The sequence below is a fragment of the Streptomyces tatrensis genome, from assembly GCF_049310065.1.
In the GTDB taxonomy this organism is placed as follows: domain Bacteria; phylum Actinomycetota; class Actinomycetes; order Streptomycetales; family Streptomycetaceae; genus Streptomyces.
The window spans coordinates 4,952,059-4,972,608 of the sequence record NZ_JBMDLB010000011.1; the positions used below are offsets into that span (position 1 = coordinate 4,952,059).

The following is a 20,550-nucleotide window of genomic DNA, read 5'->3' on the forward strand; positions in this document are numbered from 1 at the left end:
GAAGGATGAACGATGCTGCCCCGGCGCCCACCCCCGCGCCCGCGCCCCGCCGACGTGCCCGTGTCCGTGCCCCCGAGCTGATCGGCAAGGGTGGCTGGCTCAACACCGGCGGCAAAGCGCTCACCCTCGCGGATCTGCGAGGTAAGTGCGTTGTTGTAGATTTCTGGACCTTCTGCTGCGTGAACTGCCTGCACGTGCTCGACGAGTTGCGCGAGCTGGAGGAGAAGCACCGCGACACCGTCGTGATCGTCGGGGTGCACTCGCCGAAGTTCGTGCACGAGGCCGAGCACTCCGCCGTCGTCGACGCCGTCGAGCGGTACGGGGTGCACCACCCCGTGCTCGACGATCCCGAGCTCGCGACCTGGAAGCAGTACGCCGTCCGCGCCTGGCCCACGCTCGTGGTGATCGACCCCGAGGGGTACGTCGTCGCGCAGCACGCCGGCGAGGGGCACGCGCACGCCATCGCGAAGCTCGTGGAGGAGCTGGAGGCCGAGCACGAGGCCAAGGGGACGCTGCGGCGCGGGGACGGGCCGTACGTGGCGCCCGAGCCGGTGGCGGGGGACCTGCGGTTCCCCGGGAAGGCGCTCGTGCTGCCCTCCGGGAACCTGCTCGTCTCCGATACGACCCGGCACCAGCTGGTGGAGCTGGCCCCCGACGGGGAGAGCGTCGTACGGCGCGTCGGCGGCGGGGAGCGCGGGTTCGGGCCGGAGGCCTTCAGCGAGCCCCAGGGGCTGGCGCTGCTGCCCGACGGGTCCGTGGTGGTCGCCGACACCGTCAATCACGCGCTGCGGCGGTTCGACCCCGCGACCGGGGCCGTGGAGACCGTCGCCGGGACCGGGCGGCAGTGGTGGCAGGGGTCGCCGACCTCGGGGCCGGCCCTCGAAGTCGACCTGTCCTCCCCGTGGGACGTGGCCTGGTGGCAGGGCAAGGTGTGGATCGCCATGGCGGGCGTCCACCAGCTGTGGACCTGGGACCCCGAGAGCGGCACCGTGGCCGTCGCCGCCGGGACGACCAACGAGGGGCTGCACGACGGGCCGGCCGCCGAGGCCTGGTTCGCGCAGCCGTCCGGGCTCGCGGCCACGGAGGACCGGCTGTGGATCGCCGACTCCGAGACCAGTTCGCTCAGGTACGTCGCGGTGGGCGACGAGGGCGGGTACGTGATCCGTACCGCCGTCGGGTCCGGCCTCTTCGACTTCGGGCACCGGGACGGCGACGCCGCCCAGGCGCTGCTCCAGCACCCGCTCGGCGTCACCGCGCTGCCCGACGGGTCGGTCGCGGTGTGCGACACGTACAACCACGCCCTGCGGCGGTACGACCCGGCGAACGGGCAGGTCACCACCCTCGCCACCGATCTGCGCGAGCCCAGCGACGCCGTGCTCGTCGGGGACGACATCGTGGTCGTGGAGTCGGCCCGGCACCGGCTGACCCGGCTGCGGCTTCCCGAGGAGGCCGTACGGGTCGACGCGGTCGCCCACCGCACGCAGCGGGCCGCCACCGACGTGGCCCCCGGCACGCTCCGGCTCGACATCGTCTTCCAGGCGCCGAGCGGCCAGAAGCTCGACACCCGCTACGGCCCCTCGACCCGCCTGCTGGTCTCCTCGACGCCGCCCGAGCTGCTGACGGCGGGGGAGGGGGCCGGGACCGACCTGTTCCGGGAGCTCGAGCTGAACCCGGACCTGACCGGGGGCGTCCTGCACGTCTCCGCGATGGCCGCCTCCTGCGACGACGACCCCGAGAACGAGTACCCCGCCTGCCACGTCCACCAGCAGGACTGGGGCGTGCCGGTCGCCATCACCCCCGGCGGCGCGACCCGCTTGCCGCTGGTCCTGGCGGGCATGGACGCGGCGTAGCGGCTCCCCTGGTTATGGGAGGGGAGCCGCCCGCCGTGGTCGCTACGCGAACGCGCCGCGCGGCTCCTCGTCCCCCTCGGCCTCCGCTTCGGTCTCCTCCTCCTGCATGATCCGCCGGCGGAGGTTCTCGATGTCCGTCTGCAGGCCGATGAGGTGCATGTGGAGCTCGTCGAGGACGGTCAGCGGGACGATCGGGGTGTGCCCGGCGACCTCCGGTTCGAGCTGGTGGAGCCGGTCCATGGCGTCCAGGGCGGCGGTGACGCTCTGCCGCAGCACCACACGGTGGTCAGCGGCGCGCTGGCTCGCGGGGCGGGTGTCCACCGAGGCCACGACCGCTGGGATCTCGGGCCGGTCACCGTCCTCGGCGTCGTCGCCGGAGGCTTCGGACCGGGGGTTCGGCACGGGCGCCGATTCCGCGGACCCGGAGCTGGGCTGGGTCTTCGTCCGGGCCCGCTCGGGGTCCGCCGCGTAGACGACGTCCCACTGGTACAGGGGCTGGGGCACGCCGTCGGCGTCACGGGCCGTCTTGTCCGCCTCGGCCAGGTCCACGTTGAAGTGGATGTACGGGCTGCCGCCGCTCTGCTCCTCGGAGCTCGGCTTGCGCGTGAGGGCGCGCATCGTCACCGCGTTCTCCGGCAGCGCGTTGGACCGGAATCCGTTCGCGACACGGGCGAGGATCCACAGGCCGAGCTCGTTTCCCTCCTGGGACAGCCCTTCGATGATCTGGCTGACATCGGCACGGAAGGGCACACCGCCCTTCTCCTTGTCCGCATGCTCGGCGGAACCGACGTTGCGGGTCAGCAGCTTGTCGGCGATGAGCGCGATGCCGCCGGCCACGGCCAGGGTGCAGCGCGCGTTGACGTCGCCGGCCATCGCGGGCGCCACCAGGGTGGTGAAGTCGCTGGTGGGGACCGGGTCCCATTCGCGGATGACGTCGGGGGTGAGGACGCCGCCGTTGCCCCAGGCGTTGCGGGCCTGCTTGGTCACGAGCTTCTTGTGGCTGCGCCAGGGCAGATCGACGATGGGCCCCAGGAGGTCGGCGAATCCCTTCAGGGCCATGCGCTTGCCGCCCTTGATGGCCTTGGCCTGGTCCTTGAGGCGTTCCAGGAGTTCCGGCCGGGTCAAGGCGTGCACCACGTAGACGCTTCGCCACAGCGGGGTGCCCGGCGGCGGGTTCTTGCTGGGGAAAAGCTGGGGGAGATCGGCCGACGCCGACCGGCCGACGGAGAGGCCGTAGACGGCCTGCAGGTCGTCCTGCGGGATCAGGGATTCGCCCTGCTGGATGACCCGCTTGAGGGCCCGCGTCATGACCTCGACGTTCTGGGCGGCATCGGTCCACGGCTTGAACTCCACGTGGACGCTTGCCAGTACGCTCCGGATCGCGTCGTCGAAGAGGTCCTCGGCAGCGAGCAGGTGGCCCGGGTGTCCTTCGATGCCGACCGCGATCTGGGCGGGCGCGATGAACGTCTGGCCGATCTGGACTCCGCGGCGGTCGGGCTCCGCCGCCTCCATGGCCTGCGTGTACTCCTCGCGCAGGGAGTGCCGCCAGTTCTCGCGAAGGGCCGCCAGGTGCCGGCCGACGGGTACGCCGGCCGGGAGGGGGGCATCGGCCTCGCCGAAGAGCGCGGTCACGGCCAGGTCCGCCACCTCGTTGCTTTCGGCCCCGGGGCCGGCGAGGACGGACCAGGCGCTGGTGAGGCGGGTGATGCCGTCCCGTACCCCCAGCACGTGGAAGGACTCCGTACCGTCCTCGAAGGAGATCTCCACTGGGTGGACGATCAGGTTCCGGGTGATGGTGCGGGCAAGGATCGAGGTCACGTAGTTGTTCAGGGACAGCGTTCCGTGGATCGTCTGCCAGACGTGATCGCGCAGGTGGGTGAGGTTCTTGAAGTGGTAGCCGACCGTGGCACACGGGCGGCCGTCCTCCGTGACTCCCTGGATCTGCGGGTCCGGGATCTCGGAGGCTTCCATTCCGGTACGTGGCTGGATGCCGGGGAACAGCTCGCTCAGGTAGACCCGGGTGACGAGCGAACGCAGGGTGGCGCCCTCGACGTTCTCGACCATCAGAACCCCGCCGGGGTCGTGTCGTGTGGGGTGCAGTTGGACGGCGACGCCCTCCACATCCGTCGCTGCCTGCCCGACAGCACGCCAGGCGCCCTCTGTCAAGAGCGTTGAGGGGTTGGCTCGGCCAGTCTCGACGACCCGGTCCACGACGTCATCGGTGGGCGGTATCGGCAGGCTCTGTCCGAGGTTGGACACCAGTACCTGCTCCGAACCCCAGGTGACTGTGAGTGACTGATGCGTGTAAGCGGACATCGGTAGGTCCCTCCGTGGCGGGATGGGTATGGGTGGACAGCCGGATGCGACGTGCCCGAGCAGGCACGTCGCATCCGGCTGTGATGATGTATCAGATCTGGAAGTGGATGGCTCCCGGGAGCAGTTCGTCGAACACCTTGCCCAATCCGTTCCGGTGCGGGTTGGGGAAGTGGAGGTCGCGCGCGAGGTGGGCAAGCAACTTGGCGGTGTACATCAGGTGGCGCATCTGATGGGCGTCGACAGGCAAGGGCGCTGTGGCGCCGGTGAGTTCGGTGCGCGGGGGCTCGGAGCTGTCCCCGCAGATCAGCGCGATACCGGTGAGGTCCGCGGCCTTGTACTGGATGTCCAGCGGGGCGACGATCGCGTCGACCAGTTCGCCGGGTTTCAAGCGAGCCCCGATGGTGCTGATGGTGATGCCGTGCATCTCGGCGAGATTGCTCAGGAACTCCGGGATGAAGCTGCGGTGGTGAGGTGATCTGCAAATGGGGCGCCCCCAGTTGGCCGCGAGCCGTCGCGGATGTGGGGGGTCATCGAGGGGGATGCCTCTGCGTGCGAAAAGGGCCTCGTGCTCCTGATTGAAGTCATCCAGGTGGCCATGCGATGCGTGGGCCCTGGCCGCAGCCATCCAGGGACTGCGGCCAGAGATGGCTATCGCGTCGTGGCCCGCGAAGTTGTGCTGACCTATCTCCTGGGTGCCGGTGCGGTTGCAGATGCCCATCTCACAACTCCATTAGGCAGGGCCAATTAAGGCGCGTACGTCAGGAACGGCGCGGAATACTACCTTTCAGGCGCTCCTGAGGGGTAGTCAGACGAACTTACCGCGCACCCCCTTCGAAGCCCATCGTTTACTGGCCAACTCACAGCAGTCCAGATTTGGCCAAGGGGTAGTTATCGAACAGGTGTGGGAGGGGGTTGGCGTTGATGGCATCGAGCGCAGCCAGGGCAGAGGCAACGCCAACGATGTGACCGAGGGGGCTCTCCTTGTTGACGAAGAGAACAAAGGTGTTCTCGGATGTCGGGAGCCGCTTCGGGAGGGTGTAAAGGTCTAGTTTGTCCAGCTCTTTGCTGATATCTGCGCACAATTCGGCACTCAGTCGAGTGCGGTCGGGAGCGGCATGCTTCTTGACGAAGCCCATGGAAAGCCGCACGACTCCATCACCAGCTTCAACTGCGTGCTTGATAATAGTGAGATCCATAACTAAGTACATTACTGAGTTAGTTGCCCAGTTGAACAGAGGGCCCTGCCCCGCAGTACGCGGGGCAGGGCCCTCTGGTTCCAGCTGTGCTGCTGCCGCTGCGGAAGCCGGTCAGTTCGCCAGGAACGCCAGCATCACGTTGGCCAGGAGGTACGGGTCGTCCGCGCCGCACAGTTCGCGGGCGCTGTGCATCGACAGGATGGCCACGCCGATGTCGACCGTCTGGATGCCGTGGCGGGCGGCGGTGATCGGGCCGATCGTCGTGCCGCACGGCATCGAGTTGTTGGAGACGAAGGTCTGCCACGGGACGCCGGCGCGTTCGCAGGCGCTCACGAACACCGCGCGGCCGCTGCCGTCGGTGGCGTAGCGCTGGTTGACGTTGACCTTCAGGATCGGGCCGCCGTTGGCGCGCGGGTGGTGCGTCGGGTCGTGCCGCTCCGCGTAGTTGGGGTGCACGGCGTGGCCGGTGTCCGAGGAGAGGCAGATGGCGCCGGCGAAGGCCCGCGCGCGGTCCTCGTAGGAGCCGCCGCGCGAGAAGACTGAACGTTCCAGCACGTTGCCCAGCAGCGGCCCGTCCGCGCCGGTGTCCGACTGCGAGCCGTTCTCCTCGTGGTCGAAGGCGGCCAGGACGGGGATGTGGTCGAGCTTGCCCGCGGTGGAGGCCGCGACGAGCGCCGCGACGCCCGCGTGGACCGACAGCAGGTTGTCCATGCGCGGGCCCGCGAGGAGCTCGCGGTCGCGGCCCAGGTAGGCCGGGGGCTCGATCGAATGGACCATCAGGTCCCAGCCGGCCACGGAGCCGCGCTCCAGGCCCTCCTCGTCCTCCAGGAAGGCGATCAGGTCGCCCTCGTGGACGTCGCCGAGACCCCAGATCGGCTGCATGTGCCGCTGCTTGTCCAGCTTGAGCCCGTCGGTGTTCACCGACCGGTCCAGGTGCACGGCGAGTTGGGGTACGCGCATCAGCGCACGGTCGATGTTGACGAGCCGTTCGGTGCCGTCGAGCAGGGTCAGGCGTCCGGCCAGGCCCAGGTCGCGGTCGAGCCAGGTGTTCAGCAGGGTGCCGCCGTAGATCTCCACGGCGATCTGGCGCCAGCCCTGGGCGCCGGTGTCGGGCAGCGGCTTGACCCGGAGGTTGGGGGAGTCGGTGTGCGCGCCGATGATCCGGAACGGGGTGTGCGCGGCGGCGCCTTCGGGCACGTACCAGGCGATGATCGCGCCCCCGCGGAGTACGAACTTGCCTCCCGTGCTCGCGTCCCAAGCGTCGGTCTCGGCCAACTGCCTGAATCCGGCCTTCTCCAGCCGCTCGGCCGCGTTGGCCACGGCGTGGTACTGCGACGGACTCGCCGCCAGGAAGGTCATCAGGTCGTCGGTGTGGCCGCGGTCGAAGCGGGCGGCGGGAGAGCTCATGTAGTTCACCTTAACGACGGTCGTGTTCGTCATGGCCGGACTGCGGCGGATGGCCGGAGCAAGGGCCGCGGGGTGTGTGTCCCGGGCCCCCGGTGCTTGTCAGCCCGGCGGACGGTCGAAGCGGCGCTGCAGCTGCCTGCGCTCGCCCCGGCGGATGCGCGGGAGCATTTCCGGGGTCTGCGCGGAGCGCTGCGCGCGCCTCTTGCGTCCGGCGCAGAAGATACAGGCCTCACCGGGAGGGGCGTCGGGGTCGATGGGTGCGCCGGGGTGCTCGGAGCACCCGGAGGCGTTGCGCGGCCGGGACAGCTCGCGGGCCACGATGAAGGCCCGGTGCAGGTCGTCGGCCATGGCGACGAAGTCGTCGGGGGGCGAGGACAGGCTCAGGTGGAAGCGCCGCTCCTCGACCGTGCGCAGGCGGGTCTGCAGCGCCTGGAGCGTGTACGGGGGCTCGGGCACGGGATAGCCGAGCCGGCGCTGCTCGCCGACGGGCGGGGTTCCGGCGGACGCGGCCCGGACGCCCTGCGCGCGCAGTCCGAGGCGGCGCCGGTCGTTGCAGATCAGGCAGCGCCCCCAGCCGTCGGGCGCCTCGGGGTCCAGCGCGCCGTTGGGGTGCTCCGGGCAGCCGGTGTAGCTCTTGGCGGGCGCGAGCCCGGCGGCGGTCTGGAAGGCGGTGTAGAGGGCGTCGGCCACCGATTCGTACTCGGTGGGGTGGGCGCCCTCGTAGAGCTCCTTGAGGTGGTCTCCGAGGCTGCCCACGGCGGACTGCAGCTCCTTGAGGGCATAGGGCCGCCCGGTCGGGACCGAGTACCCCCTGCTGCCGCGCTGCTGCTCCTGTGGACTCATACCCACGAGCGTCCCACGAACCACCGACATCCCGGGAACCCCGCAGCCCACAGGCGGTACGGGACTGCGCGGGGGACCCGGAGCCGGAGCCTCGGCCGCGCGCACGCCGACGGCCGGGCCCCCGTGCGGAGGGCCCGGCCGTCTGCGCGTACGTACACCGCGTACAGCTCGGGGGGAGGAGTGGACGGGCCCTTAGAAGGCGGCCTCGTCGAGCTCCATCAGGGTGTTGTCGACGGACTCGGCGAGCGCGCGCGCCACCGAGACGCCCGGCAGGATCTGGGAGGCGAAGAACTTCGCCGCCGCGATCTTGCCGGTGTAGAACGGCACGTCCTTGGCGGAGGCGGCCGGCAGCTTCTCGGCGGCGACGGCCGCGCCCTTGAGGAGCAGGTAGCCGACGACCACGTCACCGGAGGCCATCAGCAGGCGGGTGGTGTTCTGGCCGACCTTGTAGATGTTCTTGACGTCCTCGCCGGTGGCGGTGAGGTCGACGATCATCTGGCCGACGATGGCCTCCAGGTCGACGGCCGCCTTCGCGAGCGCGTCGCGGGCCGGGGCGAGGTCCTCGCCGCCGGGGCCCTCGGCCAGGAACTTCTTCATCGTCTCGGAGAGGACGTTGAGGGAAGCACCCTGGTCGCGGACGATCTTCCGGAAGAAGAAGTCCTGGCCCTGGATGGCCGTGGTGCCCTCGTAGAGGGTGTCGATCTTGGCGTCGCGGATGTACTGCTCGATCGGGTATTCCTGCAGGTAGCCCGAGCCGCCGAAGGTCTGGAGCGACTGCGCGAGCTGCTCGTAGGACCGCTCGGAGCCGTAGCCCTTCACGATCGGCAGGAGCAGGTCGTTCAGCCCGACCAGGGACGCGGCGTCCTCGCCGGCGGCCTGCTTGACCTGGATCTCGTCCTGGATCGAGGCGGTGTACAGGACCAGGGCGCGCATGCCCTCGGCGTACGCCTTCTGCGTCATGAGCGAGCGGCGCACGTCGGGGTGGTGCGTGATGGTGACCTTGGGGGCGGCCTTGTCCATGAATTCGGCCAGGTCCGGACCCTGCACGCGCTCCTTGGCGTACTCCAGCGCGTTCAGGTAGCCGGTCGACAGGGTCGCGATGGCCTTCGTGCCGACCATCATCCGGGCGAACTCGATGATCATGAACATCTGGCGGATGCCGTCGTGCTTGTCACCGATCAGCCAGCCCTTGGCGGGGTGCTGGTCGCCGAAGGTCATCTCGCACGTGTTGGAGGCCTTGAGGCCCATCTTGTGCTCGACGTTCGTCGCGTAGACGCCGTTGCGCTCGCCCAGCTCGCCGGTCTCCCAGTCGAAGTGGAACTTCGGGACGAGGAAGAGGGACAGCCCCTTCGTGCCCGGGCCGTGGCCCTCGGGGCGCGCGAGGACGTAGTGGAGGATGTTCTCCTCCATGTCGTGCTCACCCGAGGTGATGAAGCGCTTCACGCCCTCGATGTGCCAGGAGCCGTCGTCCTGCTGGACCGCCTTGGTGCGGCCCGCGCCGACGTCCGAGCCGGCGTCCGGCTCGGTGAGGACCATGGTGGAGCCCCAGCGCTTCTCGACGGCGAGCGCGGCGATCTTCTTCTGGACCTCGTTGCCCTCTTCGAAGAGGACGCCGGCGAACGCCGGGCCGGAGGAGTACATCCACACGGCCGGGTTCGCGCCCAGGATCGTCTCGGCGAAGGCCCAGATCAGGGAGCGGGGCGAGGTGGTGCCGCCGATCTCCTCGGGCAGGCCCAGGCGCCAGTACTCGGAGTCCATGAAGGCCTTGTAGCTCTTCTTGAAGGATGCCGGGACGGGCGCGGTGTTCGTCGCCGGGTCGAAGACCGGCGGGTTGCGGTCGGCGTCCTCGAAGGAGGCGGCCAGCTCGTTCTCGGAGAGCTTGGCGATCTCGCTGAGGATCGTCTTGGCGGTCTCGGTGTCCATCTCACCGAACGGGCCAGTGCCGTACACGTTGTCGCGGCCGAGTACCTCGAAGAGGTTGAACTCGATGTCGCGGAGATTCGACTTGTAGTGCCCCATGGCGACGGCTCCGTTAAGGCTCGGTGAGAGTGGTTCCTCGTGCATACCAATCGGTAACGTAATGATGCTACCCACGGGTAATAACGGCAACCCTTCCGTGGTGACTGTGACCAGGGTCAAGTTCGAGCTCGCACCAGACGGTCTTGCTCCCGGGTCCCCGGATGACGCCCCATTGCAGCGCGAGCGCGTCGAGCAGGGCTAGGCCGCGGCCGGATTCCTCGTCTGGCGTCGCTTCCCGCCGTACGGGCCATGCGTGCGGGTCGGGGTCGGTGAGCTCGACCCGCGTACGGGCTGCCCTTCCGGTGATCCGCAGCGTGACGGGCGTGCCTTCGCCCAGGTGGGTGAGGGCGTTGGTCAGCAGCTCGCTGACGCAGAGCTCGGCGGTGTGGCTCCCCAGGTGCTCCCGCACTGCGTGGCGGGCCAGGGGGATGGCGCCGGGGGTGACCAGGAGTCGGAGCGTGAGGCTGTTCATGGGCGCCCGGCCAGGGCTTCGGCGAGGCGCTGCGCGGTGGCGGGGTTGCAGTTGCCGAGGGCGATGAGGGGTGGGGAGGCGTACCGCCCGGCGTAGGAGAGGAGGTGGAGGTCCAGGGAGGGGAGCGTGATGCCGTGCGTGGCGAGTGCGGCTCGGAGGTTGTCCAGGGTCTGGGTCGCCTCGTGGTCGTGGGGGTGGTCGCTCATGACGGAGCCGGCCTTTCGCAGCGGGGAGTGACGAACTGCTCACAGCGTGGCGCGGCCCGGCGTACCGTTGGAAGGGTTTCGAGTTCCGCTGGACAAGTGGCAAATGGCGGTGGTGGGTTGTGCCCGCTCGTAAGGACCCCGACGCTTCGGCGAACGTCCCCTCCTTCTATGGGGCCGAGCTGCGCTACAAACGGGAATCCGCTGGTCTCACGCTGGAACAGCTGGCGGAGGGCAGCTTCCGGGGGGTGCCGTTCCTGAGCCAGATCGAGCACGGCGAGCGCCGGATGCCGCTGGATCTGGCCCGGCACGTGGACGGGAAGCTGGGGACGGACGGGTTTTTCGAGCGGCGCTGTGAAGATGCGCGCAAGTCGAAGCAGTCCGGGCACGCGGAGTACTTCGCGGACGTCGCCGAGATGGAGCCGGGAGCCCAGACGATCGAGGACTGGGCGCCGATGCTGGTACCGGGGCTGTTGCAGACAGCCGCTTACGCGCGGGCGCTCACGCGGGCCGCAATGCCCCGAGCCCTTGAGGGCGAAATCGAGGAGAAGGTAACCGCGCGTATGGCGCGGGCCCGCCTTTTCTCCGGGGAGAGCCCCCCGGAGTACTGGGGGATCCTGGATGAGTCGCTGCTCCGGCGTTCGGTGCTGCCCCCGGAGGCGATGGCCGAGCTGTTCGAGCACATCGGGAACGTGGTCCGAACCACGCGTTCCATTCTGCAGATCGTTCCGGAAACCGCTGCTGCGCACCCGTTCATGATGGGAATGGCCAGGCTGATGACCTTCGGGGATGCGCCCCCCGTGGTGTACACCGAGAGCCTGCACAGTGGGCAACTCATCGACTTTCCGGCCCTCGTGAAGGACTACCGCAGGTCGTACGATCTGCTCAGGGCTGCCGCGCTGTCACCTGAGGCGTCCCTGGCGAGGATCGACGCAGCTGCAGAGGACTTCAGAAATGGCAAGCACCGAGATTGACTTGACGTCCGCCTGCTGGCGCAAGAGCAGCTTTAGCAACGGCACCGGCGGCGAGTGCGTCGAGGTGGCCGAGGCGTTCCCTGGTGCGGCCCGCTGGCGTAAGAGCACCCACAGCAACGGCGACGGCGGCAACTGCGTCGAGGTCGCCGACGGGCTCACCGGGACGGTCCCCGTCCGGGATTCCAAGGTGAAGGGCGGGCCCGTCCTCATGATCGGGGCCACCGCGTGGGCGGGCTTCGTTACGGGGCTGAAGTCCCACTGACCGGAACTCGTCGTCCCGGCGGGCCACCGCCTCGGTAGGCTTCGGGCCATGTACGGCTATGACCAGAACGTGAGCGCGGGGCAGCAGGGCGGCTACGCCCAGCCCCAGCAGGGCTACGCGCAGCAGCAGCCTCAGCAGCCGCTGTACCCGGAGCCCTCGCCGCCCTCCCTCGCGGACGCGGTACGCGCCTTCACGACCGGGTCGCTGTCCGCCGAGGACTTCCAGCAGATCTTCGCCTCCTCGAAGGTCTACTGCCCGCGCGGCGACACCCCGGGATTCCTCGCGCTGCACAACACGCAGCAGCCGGTCATCCCGATGTTCACCACGCTCAAGGAGCTGCGCCGGTACGCCGGCAAGGAGTCCAAGTACTTCGTGATCACCGGCGCCGAGGTGATCGACCTGCTGCCCACCGGCTACGGCTTCGTCCTCGACATGGAGGGCGACCACCGGATGGTCTTCGACGCGAAGGCGGTCGAGCAGATGGTCGACTTCGCCATGCGCCGCATGTACGGCTAGGCACACGAGGCCCGGGGGCGGACATGCTGCGCGTGCACTTCGAGGCCGAGGACCTGCTCAACGTCACCTTCGCGAGCGAGCCGCTGCCCCTGGTGGAGCTGGCACTCGCGCTCGTCGCGGCGCAGCGTACGGATCAGCAGGCGGTTTTCGGCCGTTGGCGGAGCCTCGCCGCGCGGGAGCTGCCGGGGCGGGTGCGGCCGCTGTTCGATCTCCTGCGCCCCGACGGCGACAACCCCCACTTCGTGGAGCCGTACGCCCGGAGCCTGGAGGAGGGCCTCAGCGTCATCCGGGACCGGGTCCCCTTCCTCACGCCGGAGGGGCTGGCCCGCGCGGCCACCCGTGCGCCCGGGTCCCCGTCCTGGCTGCGCGCCCTGTGGGGGCAGGACCGGGAGGCCTGGGACCAGCTCGACTCCGCGATCCGGTCCGCGTACGACGTCCTCATAGCCCCGCACTGGCCGCGGATCCGGCAGTCCTTCCAGGCGGACGTGGCCTGGCGGACCCGGCTGCTGGCCGCGCACGGGATCAAGGCCTGCCTGGCGAGCACGCACCCGGCGGCCGACTGGTCGGGTCTGGTCTTCGAGGTGGGCCGGCCGCCGGACTACGAGGTCCGGCTCGGCGGGCGCGGGCTGGTGCTGATGCCCTCGCCGTTCTGGACGGGCCGCCCGCTGCTGGACGACACCCCGGACGGGACGTACGTACTCCTCTACCCGGCGCTGACCCCCCTGCCCCTGGTCTCCCCGGACCGGGCGGACGGCGCGCTGGACGCGCTGCTGGGGCGGACCCGGGCGGCCGTCCTCCAGTTGCTGATCCAGCAGCGGACCACGTCCGAGCTGGCCCGCGACCTCGCCATCAGCCTCCCGTCGGTCTCGGAGCACACCCGGACCCTGCGCGCGGCGGGCCTGATCACCACGGCGCGGGACGGCAAGGCGGTCCTGCACTCCGCGACGGCGCTGGGCGTGGACCTCCTCCACAGCGGCGGCTGAACGTCAGGAGCGGTGGCGGAGCCGCCAGAAGACTGCCGCCGCCGCGATCAGCGCGAGGGCAAGGGCGCCGTACGTCCACAGGAGGGCGGGGTCGGGGCGGTGGGCCAGGGAGATGCGGATGCCCGCGAAGGCCAGGGCGCCGACCGCCTTGGCGCCGCCCTCCACGCCCCCGAACCCCGTCGACCAGCGCAGCAGCAGGCAGCAGGCCAGGCAGAGGACGCCCCAGGTGGCGAGATAGGGCCACGGCGAGCCGGGGAGCGGTTGCAGCGGGCTGACGGTGGCCGCCCACCGGTAGGAGGCGTACCCGAGGGCCACGACCACGGCCGTGACGGCGCCGGACCAGCCCAGTGCGGCGAGCGCGGCCCGCGGCTTCCCGTGCCCGGTGCCCATCTCCGCGCTGGGCTGCGCGCCGTCGGCCTCGTTCGCCGGGGTGGTCACTGATCGGGCTCCTGTCGTGCGGCGTGCGTCGGTCCGTACGTAACGATCATGAAGACGCCCGTCCGGGGCCCCTGGTTGTCCCGGGAGCGATCGCTCTCCCCGGACCGGGCGGACGGCGCGCTGGACGCGCTGCCGGGGCGGACCCGGGCGGCGGTCCGCACCTCCTCCACGGCGGCGGCCGAGCGCAGGTTTCGGCGGTACCCGAAAGGATCGCGGCGGCGGCGGCGGATCCCGAGTATCAGTGCTGCGGGGGAGACCAATCGGGGGTCCCCGGCCCATTCGGAGGAGGCTGCGATGTCGCGTACATCGATTCGGACCAAGCTCGCCACGGTTGCTGCGGTGGGGGCGCTGGCGCTGGGTACGGGGGTCCTGACGGCGGCGCCGGCGCAGGCCGCCTGGTGCGGGGTCAGCGGAGGCAAGCTCTACTGCGGCAACACGGCGAACGTCGACATGTTCCGGTGGGCGAGCTTCAGCGCTCCGTGGGTGAACACGCTCACCAGCAACCCGAGCACCTTCGACTGTTGGACGACGGGCGAGGCCCACGACGGCGGCAACAAGACCTGGTACGGCGCGTACGGCGACGTGAACAGGAACTTCGGGATGGTCCCGGCCTCCGTGGTCTACACGTCGTCGGCCTTCGACGCCAACCCCGGCGCGTACGGCATGCGGCACTGCTGATGCGGACACCGGGCAGGGCCGGCTCCCTGGCGGTCGCGGGGGTGCTGATGCTGGGTACGGGGGTCCTGGCAGCGGCGCCGGCGCAGGCCGCGGGGTGCGGGGTCCAGGGCGGGGTGCTGATCTGCGGCCACGCCGTGCCCACGGACGTGTTCGGGGCACCCGGGCGGCCCGTGGACACCCTGGTCACCAGCCCGCACGGGTTCGTCTGCTGGACGACGGGGGACGCCGGCAGCAGGTGGTACCGCGTGCGCGGTGACCTGCGGTCGGCGTGGGGCCAGGTGCCCGCGTCGGTCGTGGACACCTCGGCGGTGTTCGACGCCGATCCCGGCGCTTACGGGCTGCGGCACTGCTGACGGGCTGCTGACGGGCTGCAGACGGAACGCCGGAGGAGCAAGCTGTAGGAGCCGTGGACCCCGGGGGAATTCCCCCGGGGTCTTCTCTGTTCTGTCGGGTGGCAGAAAGTTCGGGTTTCAACTAAACTCGACGCCAGAAGGAGGTTCCGACCATGCCTGCAGTGACTGTGGAGAACCCGTTGACGCTCCCGCGCGTCGGGGAGCCGGCCCAGGAGACGACCGCCCGCAAGGTGCTGGCCGTCACGACCGCCCCGGGTGGCTTCGAGGGCGAGGGGTTCCCGGTGCGCCGTGCGTTCGCCGGGATCAACTACCAGTACCTCGACCCGTTCATCATGATGGACCAGATGGGCGAGGTGGAGTACGCGCCGGGCGAGCCCAAGGACTCTACCAGTTGGGGGAGTGTAGCCGCGATCGGCTTCCCTGCCCCCACGCACAGTCGCTGACCAGCGCAAACGCCGGAACCACCCGAGACTGAAGGAGTCGATCCATGCCTGCCGTGACCGTAGAGAACCCGCTCGCGTTGCCGCGCGTCACCGCTTCCGCCGAAGGCGCTCAGGCCCGTCCCGTCCTGGCCGTCGTGGACGCCCCGTCCGGCTTCGAGGGTGAGGGATTCCCGGTGCGCCGCGCGTTCGCGGGCATCAACTACCAGCACCTGGACCCGTTCATCATGATGGACCAGATGGGCGAGGTGGACTACGGAGCCGGGGAGCCGAAGGGGACCCCTTGGCACCCGCACCGCGGCTTCGAGACTGTCACGTACATCATCGACGGCACCTTCATCCACCGGGACTCGCACGGCGGCGGCGGCGTCATCACCGACGGCGACACCCAGTGGATGACGGCGGGCTCCGGCCTCCTGCACATCGAGACTCCACCGGAGTCGCTCGTCGCGTCCGGCGGCCTCTTCCACGGGCTGCAGTTGTGGGTGAACCTGCCCGCCAAGGACAAGATGATCGCGCCGAAGTACCAGGACATCCGCGGCGGCACCGTGAAGATGCTCGCCTCGCAGGACGGCGGCGCTCTGATCCGCCTGATCGCGGGCGACATCGCGGGCCACGCCGGCCCCGGCGCCACGCACACGCCGATCACGATGATCCACGCGTCGGTGTACCCCGGCGCCGAGGTCACCCTGCCCTGGCGGCCCGAGTTCAACGCCCTCGCCTACGGCCTCGCGGGCAGCGGCGCGGCCGGAGTCGAGCGCCGCCCGTTCAAGATGGGCCAGTCGGTAGTCTTCGGCGGCGGTGACTCCCTGACGATCCGCGCCGACGCGTCGCAGGACACGCGCAGTGCGAACTTCGAGGTAGTCCTGCTCGGCGGCCTACCCATCCGCGAACCCATGGCGCACTACGGCCCGTTCGTCATGAACAGCCACGCCGAGCTGTCCCAGGCCTTCGACGACTTCCAGGCGGGCCGCCTGGGCACGATCCCGGCCGGAGGTATCTGACCGCGGCGCAGAGCTGCGTGGCGAGTCGCATCGTCCACCCGTGCCCTACCAGCCCCTGGTGCATGGCGTCTGCCTCAGATGGGGCATTCGGAGGGCAAGGCGCGCTGCGAAAGGCGTAGGCAACAAGCAAGCCGCAGGTCGCTGACCTGCGGCTTCGCTGTAGAGCGGATGGCAATCGGCGATGGTGTCCGCAAGAAGACACACTGCCGCCCGGCGGGAACCGGCTGCTCCGGGCGATCGTCGAAGCCCGACTGTCGTTCCTCGTCTCCGGTGGTACGTAGACCTGCTAAAGAAGACTAGCGGCGGTCTACATGACTCAGCCCCGCTACCTGAGGGTGGTGCGGGGCCTCCGTCAGTGCTGGGGTCAGATTTCTTCCACGACGAGGGATGAGGTCGTGTCGCGGAAGCTGAGGTGCATCGTGTCCTCGGTCAGCACCAGCTTCTCGCCCTGGTAGTTGGTCTCCGACCAGAGGGTGACCTTGTACCCAGCCGGGATGCGCAGGGAGCTGAGGTTGTCGTTGCCGATGTCCTCGCCGAGGCCGCCCTCGCTGAGGTTGGGCACGTTGTACTGGAGCGGGCCGCCGCTGCCGCCGAAGTTGATCTGGGAGAACAGGTTGACTCCCTCCGTGCCGGAGACGTCGCCGATCTTCTCGATCTGGATGGAGGACGTGGTCTGGTTGAAGTCGACGCGCTGCGTGTCCTCGGTCAGGGTCAGGCGGCAGCCGCCGAAGTCCTCGTACTGGTAGAGGCGGACGCGGAACCCGGCGGGGACCTTGATCGAGTTGACCGCGTTGTCGCCGATGTCACGGACGGGCTGCATCGTCGGGTACTTGCCGGGCTTGACCTGCGATGAGGTCCCCTCGAAGTTCCGCAGGGTGAACAATTCCGGGTAGGACGCGTCGGACATGGCAGATCCCCTTCCGGCCCCACACTCTACGTGCGGGAACGGTTACGTTTCGTGAGCAAACCTACCGGCAGGAACAGGGGCGGACCAGGGATCTTCGGGGGATGGCCGGATAGCGCCGCTGTTGACCTTGGCCCGGGGAAGACCCTGCACTGCCCGTGCGTCGACGGAAGGGGTCCGGCCCCCTCGCCTCCCCTCTCAAGCCTGTATCGCCGGTACGCCCGCGGACCTGTCTCGCTCAGGCCGGCTGCCTCTTCGCCCTCGGCGATACCGGGTGGAAAGCCCTAGGAGCCCGGCAGAATCGGGCACACGCCACCCCCGAAGGAGACCGAGAATCATCCTGGACGAGGGCAACCGGCTCATCATCGCCACCAAGCGCCCCGACGAGTTCGAAGCTTGAGCCAAGAAGATCGGCGACGAAGCCACCGCCGGCCACGACGTGTCCTACGTGATACACGTCGATGTCCCCCGGGCGCCCCGGTTCTCGCCTTCACCCATCCGTACGCTGACGGCGGGTGGGCGAGGGATCGGGGCCGTCTGTTCGAGCGGTCCGACCCGGACATGGCCGAGATTCCGCAGTCCGAAAAGCGTCTTCCGTAACACTCGCCACACACAACACTCTGGCAGCGCACCGTACTCGAGTGATCGCGAAGAGTGGAGCTGTCATGTCTGTCGAAATCAAGCCGCGCCTGCGCCGACTGGCCACCACCGCGGCAGGGCTCGCCGCCCTGGCCGTGCCGCTGGCCGCCGCGACACCCGCCCAGGCCTCCACCCAGAACGTGTACGCGACGTACCGGGAGCACGATCCCTTCGGGAACGTCATCTTCTCGGTCACGTTCAACGGCACCGTCACCGACAGCGGCCCCACCGGCTACGTCCTGGACGGTGACTTCTTCGCCGACTGCAACCCGGGCCTCATCTTCAACGAGAAGGCCGCCGTCGGCCACGGCCCCGCCTCCGGCGGGTACACGTGGATCACCGTCGACTGCAACAAGCCCGTGGACCAGCACATCCACGCCACCGGTACCCGGGGTGCCGGCGATGACGTCGACGTGAAGGTTGGCGGCACCGGCGGCCTCGTCAACGTCTGGCAGTACGGCGACCGCGAGCGCATCGACATCGGCTGACACCCCACACGGCACGGCCCCGCCCCGGAGCACTCCGGGGCGGGGCTGCGGGGCGGAAAGGATCAGCCCTTTCTGGCGGCACCATTGGGCCAGACGACGTCAACCGGCAGTCCGTTCGTTCGGGCCTCCGCCACTGTGTCGGCGGTACCGCCCCGGCCATTGCCTGGTTGACCGTCCCACACGGCAACGAGCCTGTCCGCACGCCGGAGGAGCTCGCTGTTCGCAGCCTCGTACGCTTCCCGGTTGGCCTCGGCGTACGGCATCACGGCGACCTCGGCAGCGGCCTGGTGGAGGCGGTCAAACTCGGCCGCGTAGTCGGCCTTGACCTTGGCCTCCCGGTAGTCCTGGGACGGCACGACAACGACCAGCCGGCCCCCGAGCGACAGAACCGTGTCGGCGAACAGCGCGTCCGCACCCTTGGCGATGCAGGAAACCCCGGTCAGCCCGTCCTCGGTGTATGGACTGATCAGTGTCACGAGCGCTTCGCGGACCAGCGGCACGCTCTCGTCGGTGAGGTCCATGTGTCCGGTCACTGCAATCACGGTCATGCCGTCCCCCTTCGTGTCAGTTCGCCAGTAGCTCGCGGATGCTATCGCGGGTCTCTCGTACGGCCCTGCTCTCGGAGCGGCCCACGGTGTACTGGTACAGAGCCCCCAACTGCGTCCGGACTCGACTGGACTGAGTGAGGGATGCAGCCGCGACCGCTCGTTGAGTTTCCTCCACGGCGCCGGTGAGGTCGCCCGCGAGAAACCGTGTCTCGGCAAGCCCGATCTGGTCGAGTGCGTGAGATCGGCCGGCCTCCGTGCCGCGTGCTTGCAGCGCTGTCCGGATGTGCTCGGCGGCGGAGTCCGCGTGGCTGTGCGGGTCGGTGCGGGCCAGGTCGAGAAGCCGTCCGCCGGTTACCCCGGACAGTTCGGCCTGATCGAAGTAGCTAATCCAGTACGGCTCGTCCTTCTGGGGTCCGGCTGACGCTAGCTCGTCCTCGGCCTGTCCGGTCGCGCGTCGGAACGCTGCTGCCCGGCCCATGGCCGCGTATGCCCATGCTTCCCGGGTGTGCAGCATGGCCCGCACTCGTGGGCCGCTGAGGCCTCGGCTTCCGTCCTGTGCCAGGCGGATCAGTTCTAGCGCGTCGGTGGGGCGGTCGGTATAGAGCATCTGGCGGGCCATGCCGGCCAGCACGTTGGCGCCGAAGGGGATGTCGTCGCCTGCATGGGCCGCGCGGAGGGCGAGCCGGTAGTAGTCCTGTGCGCGTCGCTGGTGGCCGGAGTCCCAAGCCATGGTGGCGGCGGTCCCTGAGAGCTGGGCCATGACGCGGTAGAGCCGCTTCTCGACCTCGGGTGACTGGTGGTCTTCGAGTGCGGCGGCGGTGTCGTTGAGCTGGCCCAGAACGGCTTTGGAGCGAAGGCCCCCGCCGAACTGATGGTCCCAGCGGCGGAAGGCGACTGCGGTCTGTTCAAGCTGGCCAACGTCGTGGATGCCGAGTCGGCCTGGTCGGCGTCGTTCTTCTGCTCGGGCTGGTGCGGCCAACCATCCTTCGAGGGGGTCGAGCAGGGTCGTCCCGGTCAGTGCGGCTGCGGTGAGGAGTCGTGTGGCGGTGCGTCTGTCCATGGCGAGATCGGTTCCGGTGAGTTGCGCGGCAAGGGCAGTCGTCACCTCCGGGTGCCAGGGCACATCATCGGCGGGCGGGGAGTCGTGGGAGGTCTCCGGCGGCCCGGAACGCTGTCCCTCCCAGGGCCGTGCCGCTAAGCCGACGAGATGGCCAGGGATGCCCAAGCCGTCCGCGATGCGCGCGATCACGTCGAACGACGCGACCTTCTGGCTGCCGGACATGATCGTGGAGACCTTGCCTGGTGTGAGTTGGCAGGCTGATGCGATCCGGTTCTGAGACAAGCCGCCGTACTTCTTGACGAGCCGAAAGGCGGCGGCGAAGTCGTGCTCTACCAGCGCCAGGCGGAGGTCATCGCGCGCAAGCAGCTCGGCGGACAGCAGGTGGCCTTGGGTGGGGCCGGGATGCGTCATCGGGGCACAGCCTTCGTCGGGAGCGTAGCCGGGAAGATCCTCAAATCACCTAACGAGGAAGCGTATTACCGCCTAGGTAATACCCGCCGGTCATCGGCTGAGCCTGGCTCCAGAGCAATCCTTTTCATGCGCGCTCACCGCACCAATCCGGGCCCCGGCGGCTCCGAGAGAGAGGCAAGCGGCATGGCTGAGAAGACAGATCTGGTGACCTCCTCGTCCGGGGGGTCGCTGGTCCCGAGCTTTGACGGCGAGAAACCGCGTGCGCTGATGACGATGCGCGTCTCCCGGGACAGCGGTCGGACCTGGGAGAGCGAAACCGTGGTGCGTGAGGGCGAGCCAGTGGCGATCCTCTACGACCCGGGCCGGTACCCGCCTTGCGAATGTGCGCGGTGTACGGGTCGGCGGACGGTGTCGGCGCGGTCCCTTCGCCCGGCGGTTGTCCATTCGGGCGCGGCGTAGTGCACGGCTTAGGTCATTGGGTCCTGCGCCGGTTCGGGCGATTCGCCGGCCCTTTGTACCTGGCCATGCTCATCGGCTCTGTCGGCC

The 20,550-nt window shown here is 69.5% G+C and carries 22 protein-coding genes; 10 read left to right on the forward strand and 12 right to left on the reverse strand.

Annotated elements, in window-relative coordinates; genetic code table 11:
- Positions 1 to 5 precede the first annotated feature (5 nt).
- Positions 6 to 1,850: an NHL domain-containing thioredoxin family protein gene (locus tag ACODT5_RS38420; protein ID WP_422523634.1), complete on the forward strand. Its 1,845-nt coding sequence runs from the start codon at positions 6 to 8 to the stop codon at positions 1,848 to 1,850.
- Between the two features lie 42 nt (positions 1,851 to 1,892).
- Here the strand turns inward: ACODT5_RS38420 and ACODT5_RS38425 are convergent, their stop codons facing one another.
- The 8 genes from ACODT5_RS38425 to ACODT5_RS38460 all read right to left on the reverse strand — a co-directional run bounded on the left by ACODT5_RS38425 (position 1,893) and on the right by ACODT5_RS38460 (position 10,309).
- Positions 1,893 to 4,166, reverse strand: a complete 2,274-nt coding sequence (locus ACODT5_RS38425; RefSeq protein WP_422523635.1) for a hypothetical protein — start codon at positions 4,164 to 4,166, stop codon at positions 1,893 to 1,895.
- A gap of 91 nt (positions 4,167 to 4,257) precedes the next feature.
- The gene (locus tag ACODT5_RS38430; protein WP_422523636.1) at positions 4,258 to 4,884 is read right to left on the reverse strand and encodes a hypothetical protein; all 627 of its coding nucleotides are present in this window, start codon (positions 4,882 to 4,884) and stop codon (positions 4,258 to 4,260) included.
- Positions 4,885 to 5,023: 139 nt separating this feature from the next.
- A complete protein-coding gene (locus tag ACODT5_RS38435; protein ID WP_422523637.1) occupies positions 5,024 to 5,362 on the reverse strand; it encodes a hypothetical protein in 339 nt (112 codons plus the stop codon).
- Positions 5,363 to 5,473: 111 nt separating this feature from the next.
- Positions 5,474 to 6,769 (reverse strand): M18 family aminopeptidase, encoded by a 1,296-nt coding sequence (locus ACODT5_RS38440; protein WP_422523638.1) that lies wholly within the window; start codon positions 6,767 to 6,769, stop codon positions 5,474 to 5,476.
- Between the two features lie 99 nt (positions 6,770 to 6,868).
- Positions 6,869 to 7,612, reverse strand: coding sequence for a hypothetical protein (locus tag ACODT5_RS38445; RefSeq protein ID WP_422523639.1), 744 nt, complete (start codon positions 7,610 to 7,612; stop codon positions 6,869 to 6,871).
- A 192-nt stretch (positions 7,613 to 7,804) separates the two neighbouring features.
- A complete protein-coding gene (locus ACODT5_RS38450) occupies positions 7,805 to 9,631 on the reverse strand; it encodes an acyl-CoA dehydrogenase (RefSeq protein ID WP_422523640.1) in 1,827 nt (608 codons plus the stop codon).
- A gap of 67 nt (positions 9,632 to 9,698) precedes the next feature.
- Positions 9,699 to 10,103, reverse strand: coding sequence for an ATP-binding protein (locus ACODT5_RS38455; RefSeq protein WP_422523641.1), 405 nt, complete (start codon positions 10,101 to 10,103; stop codon positions 9,699 to 9,701).
- Positions 10,100 to 10,309, reverse strand: coding sequence for a hypothetical protein (locus ACODT5_RS38460; RefSeq protein ID WP_422523642.1), 210 nt, complete (start codon positions 10,307 to 10,309; stop codon positions 10,100 to 10,102). Before ACODT5_RS38460 ends, ACODT5_RS38455 begins: the two co-directional genes overlap by 4 nt.
- A gap of 119 nt (positions 10,310 to 10,428) precedes the next feature.
- Here ACODT5_RS38460 and ACODT5_RS38465 point away from each other — a divergent pair, with 119 nt between their 5' ends.
- Genes ACODT5_RS38465 through ACODT5_RS38480 form a run of 4 tightly spaced genes read left to right on the forward strand, consistent with a single transcriptional unit; the run spans position 10,429 to position 13,041 of the window.
- Positions 10,429 to 11,280, forward strand: coding sequence for a helix-turn-helix domain-containing protein (locus ACODT5_RS38465; RefSeq protein ID WP_422523643.1), 852 nt, complete (start codon positions 10,429 to 10,431; stop codon positions 11,278 to 11,280).
- On the forward strand, positions 11,261 to 11,542 hold the full coding sequence (locus ACODT5_RS38470) for a DUF397 domain-containing protein (RefSeq protein WP_422523644.1): 282 nt from the start codon (positions 11,261 to 11,263) through the stop codon (positions 11,540 to 11,542). The genes ACODT5_RS38465 and ACODT5_RS38470 overlap by 20 nt, the downstream gene beginning before the upstream one ends.
- Positions 11,543 to 11,590: 48 nt before the next feature.
- Positions 11,591 to 12,058: an SseB family protein gene (locus ACODT5_RS38475; RefSeq protein ID WP_243330916.1), complete on the forward strand. Its 468-nt coding sequence runs from the start codon at positions 11,591 to 11,593 to the stop codon at positions 12,056 to 12,058.
- A gap of 23 nt (positions 12,059 to 12,081) precedes the next feature.
- Positions 12,082 to 13,041, forward strand: a complete 960-nt coding sequence (locus ACODT5_RS38480; RefSeq protein WP_422523645.1) for an ArsR/SmtB family transcription factor — start codon at positions 12,082 to 12,084, stop codon at positions 13,039 to 13,041.
- A 3-nt stretch (positions 13,042 to 13,044) separates the two neighbouring features.
- Here the strand turns inward: ACODT5_RS38480 and ACODT5_RS38485 are convergent, their stop codons facing one another.
- Positions 13,045 to 13,479, reverse strand: coding sequence for a hypothetical protein (locus tag ACODT5_RS38485; RefSeq protein ID WP_422523646.1), 435 nt, complete (start codon positions 13,477 to 13,479; stop codon positions 13,045 to 13,047).
- A 294-nt stretch (positions 13,480 to 13,773) separates the two neighbouring features.
- Here ACODT5_RS38485 and ACODT5_RS38490 point away from each other — a divergent pair, with 294 nt between their 5' ends.
- The 4 genes from ACODT5_RS38490 to ACODT5_RS38505 all read left to right on the forward strand — a co-directional run bounded on the left by ACODT5_RS38490 (position 13,774) and on the right by ACODT5_RS38505 (position 15,954).
- Positions 13,774 to 14,157, forward strand: coding sequence for a hypothetical protein (locus tag ACODT5_RS38490; protein ID WP_422523647.1), 384 nt, complete (start codon positions 13,774 to 13,776; stop codon positions 14,155 to 14,157).
- Complete coding sequence (locus ACODT5_RS38495; RefSeq protein WP_422523648.1) at positions 14,157 to 14,510, forward strand: hypothetical protein; 354 nt, start codon at positions 14,157 to 14,159, stop codon at positions 14,508 to 14,510. The genes ACODT5_RS38490 and ACODT5_RS38495 overlap by 1 nt, the downstream gene beginning before the upstream one ends.
- 152 nt (positions 14,511 to 14,662) lie before the next feature.
- A complete protein-coding gene (locus ACODT5_RS38500) occupies positions 14,663 to 14,953 on the forward strand; it encodes a cupin domain-containing protein (RefSeq protein ID WP_422523649.1) in 291 nt (96 codons plus the stop codon).
- A 44-nt stretch (positions 14,954 to 14,997) separates the two neighbouring features.
- Positions 14,998 to 15,954, forward strand: coding sequence for a pirin family protein (locus ACODT5_RS38505; RefSeq protein ID WP_422523650.1), 957 nt, complete (start codon positions 14,998 to 15,000; stop codon positions 15,952 to 15,954).
- A gap of 364 nt (positions 15,955 to 16,318) precedes the next feature.
- Here the strand turns inward: ACODT5_RS38505 and ACODT5_RS38510 are convergent, their stop codons facing one another.
- Positions 16,319 to 16,861 (reverse strand): hypothetical protein, encoded by a 543-nt coding sequence (locus tag ACODT5_RS38510; RefSeq protein ID WP_422523651.1) that lies wholly within the window; start codon positions 16,859 to 16,861, stop codon positions 16,319 to 16,321.
- A 662-nt stretch (positions 16,862 to 17,523) separates the two neighbouring features.
- On the opposite strand from ACODT5_RS38510, the gene ACODT5_RS38515 reads away from it, so the two are divergent.
- Positions 17,524 to 17,985 carry a hypothetical protein gene (locus ACODT5_RS38515; protein ID WP_422523652.1) on the forward strand — a complete coding sequence of 154 codons (462 nt, stop codon included), beginning with the start codon at positions 17,524 to 17,526 and terminating at the stop codon, positions 17,983 to 17,985.
- A 62-nt stretch (positions 17,986 to 18,047) separates the two neighbouring features.
- Here the strand turns inward: ACODT5_RS38515 and ACODT5_RS38520 are convergent, their stop codons facing one another.
- Both ACODT5_RS38520 and ACODT5_RS38525 read right to left on the reverse strand, forming a co-directional pair.
- Entirely contained in the window at positions 18,048 to 18,533 is a 486-nt protein-coding gene (locus ACODT5_RS38520) for a hypothetical protein (protein WP_422523653.1), read from the reverse strand.
- 16 nt (positions 18,534 to 18,549) lie between these two features.
- A complete protein-coding gene (locus ACODT5_RS38525) occupies positions 18,550 to 20,004 on the reverse strand; it encodes an NsdA family TPR-like regulatory protein (RefSeq protein ID WP_422523654.1) in 1,455 nt (484 codons plus the stop codon).
- Positions 20,005 to 20,550 lie beyond the last annotated feature (546 nt).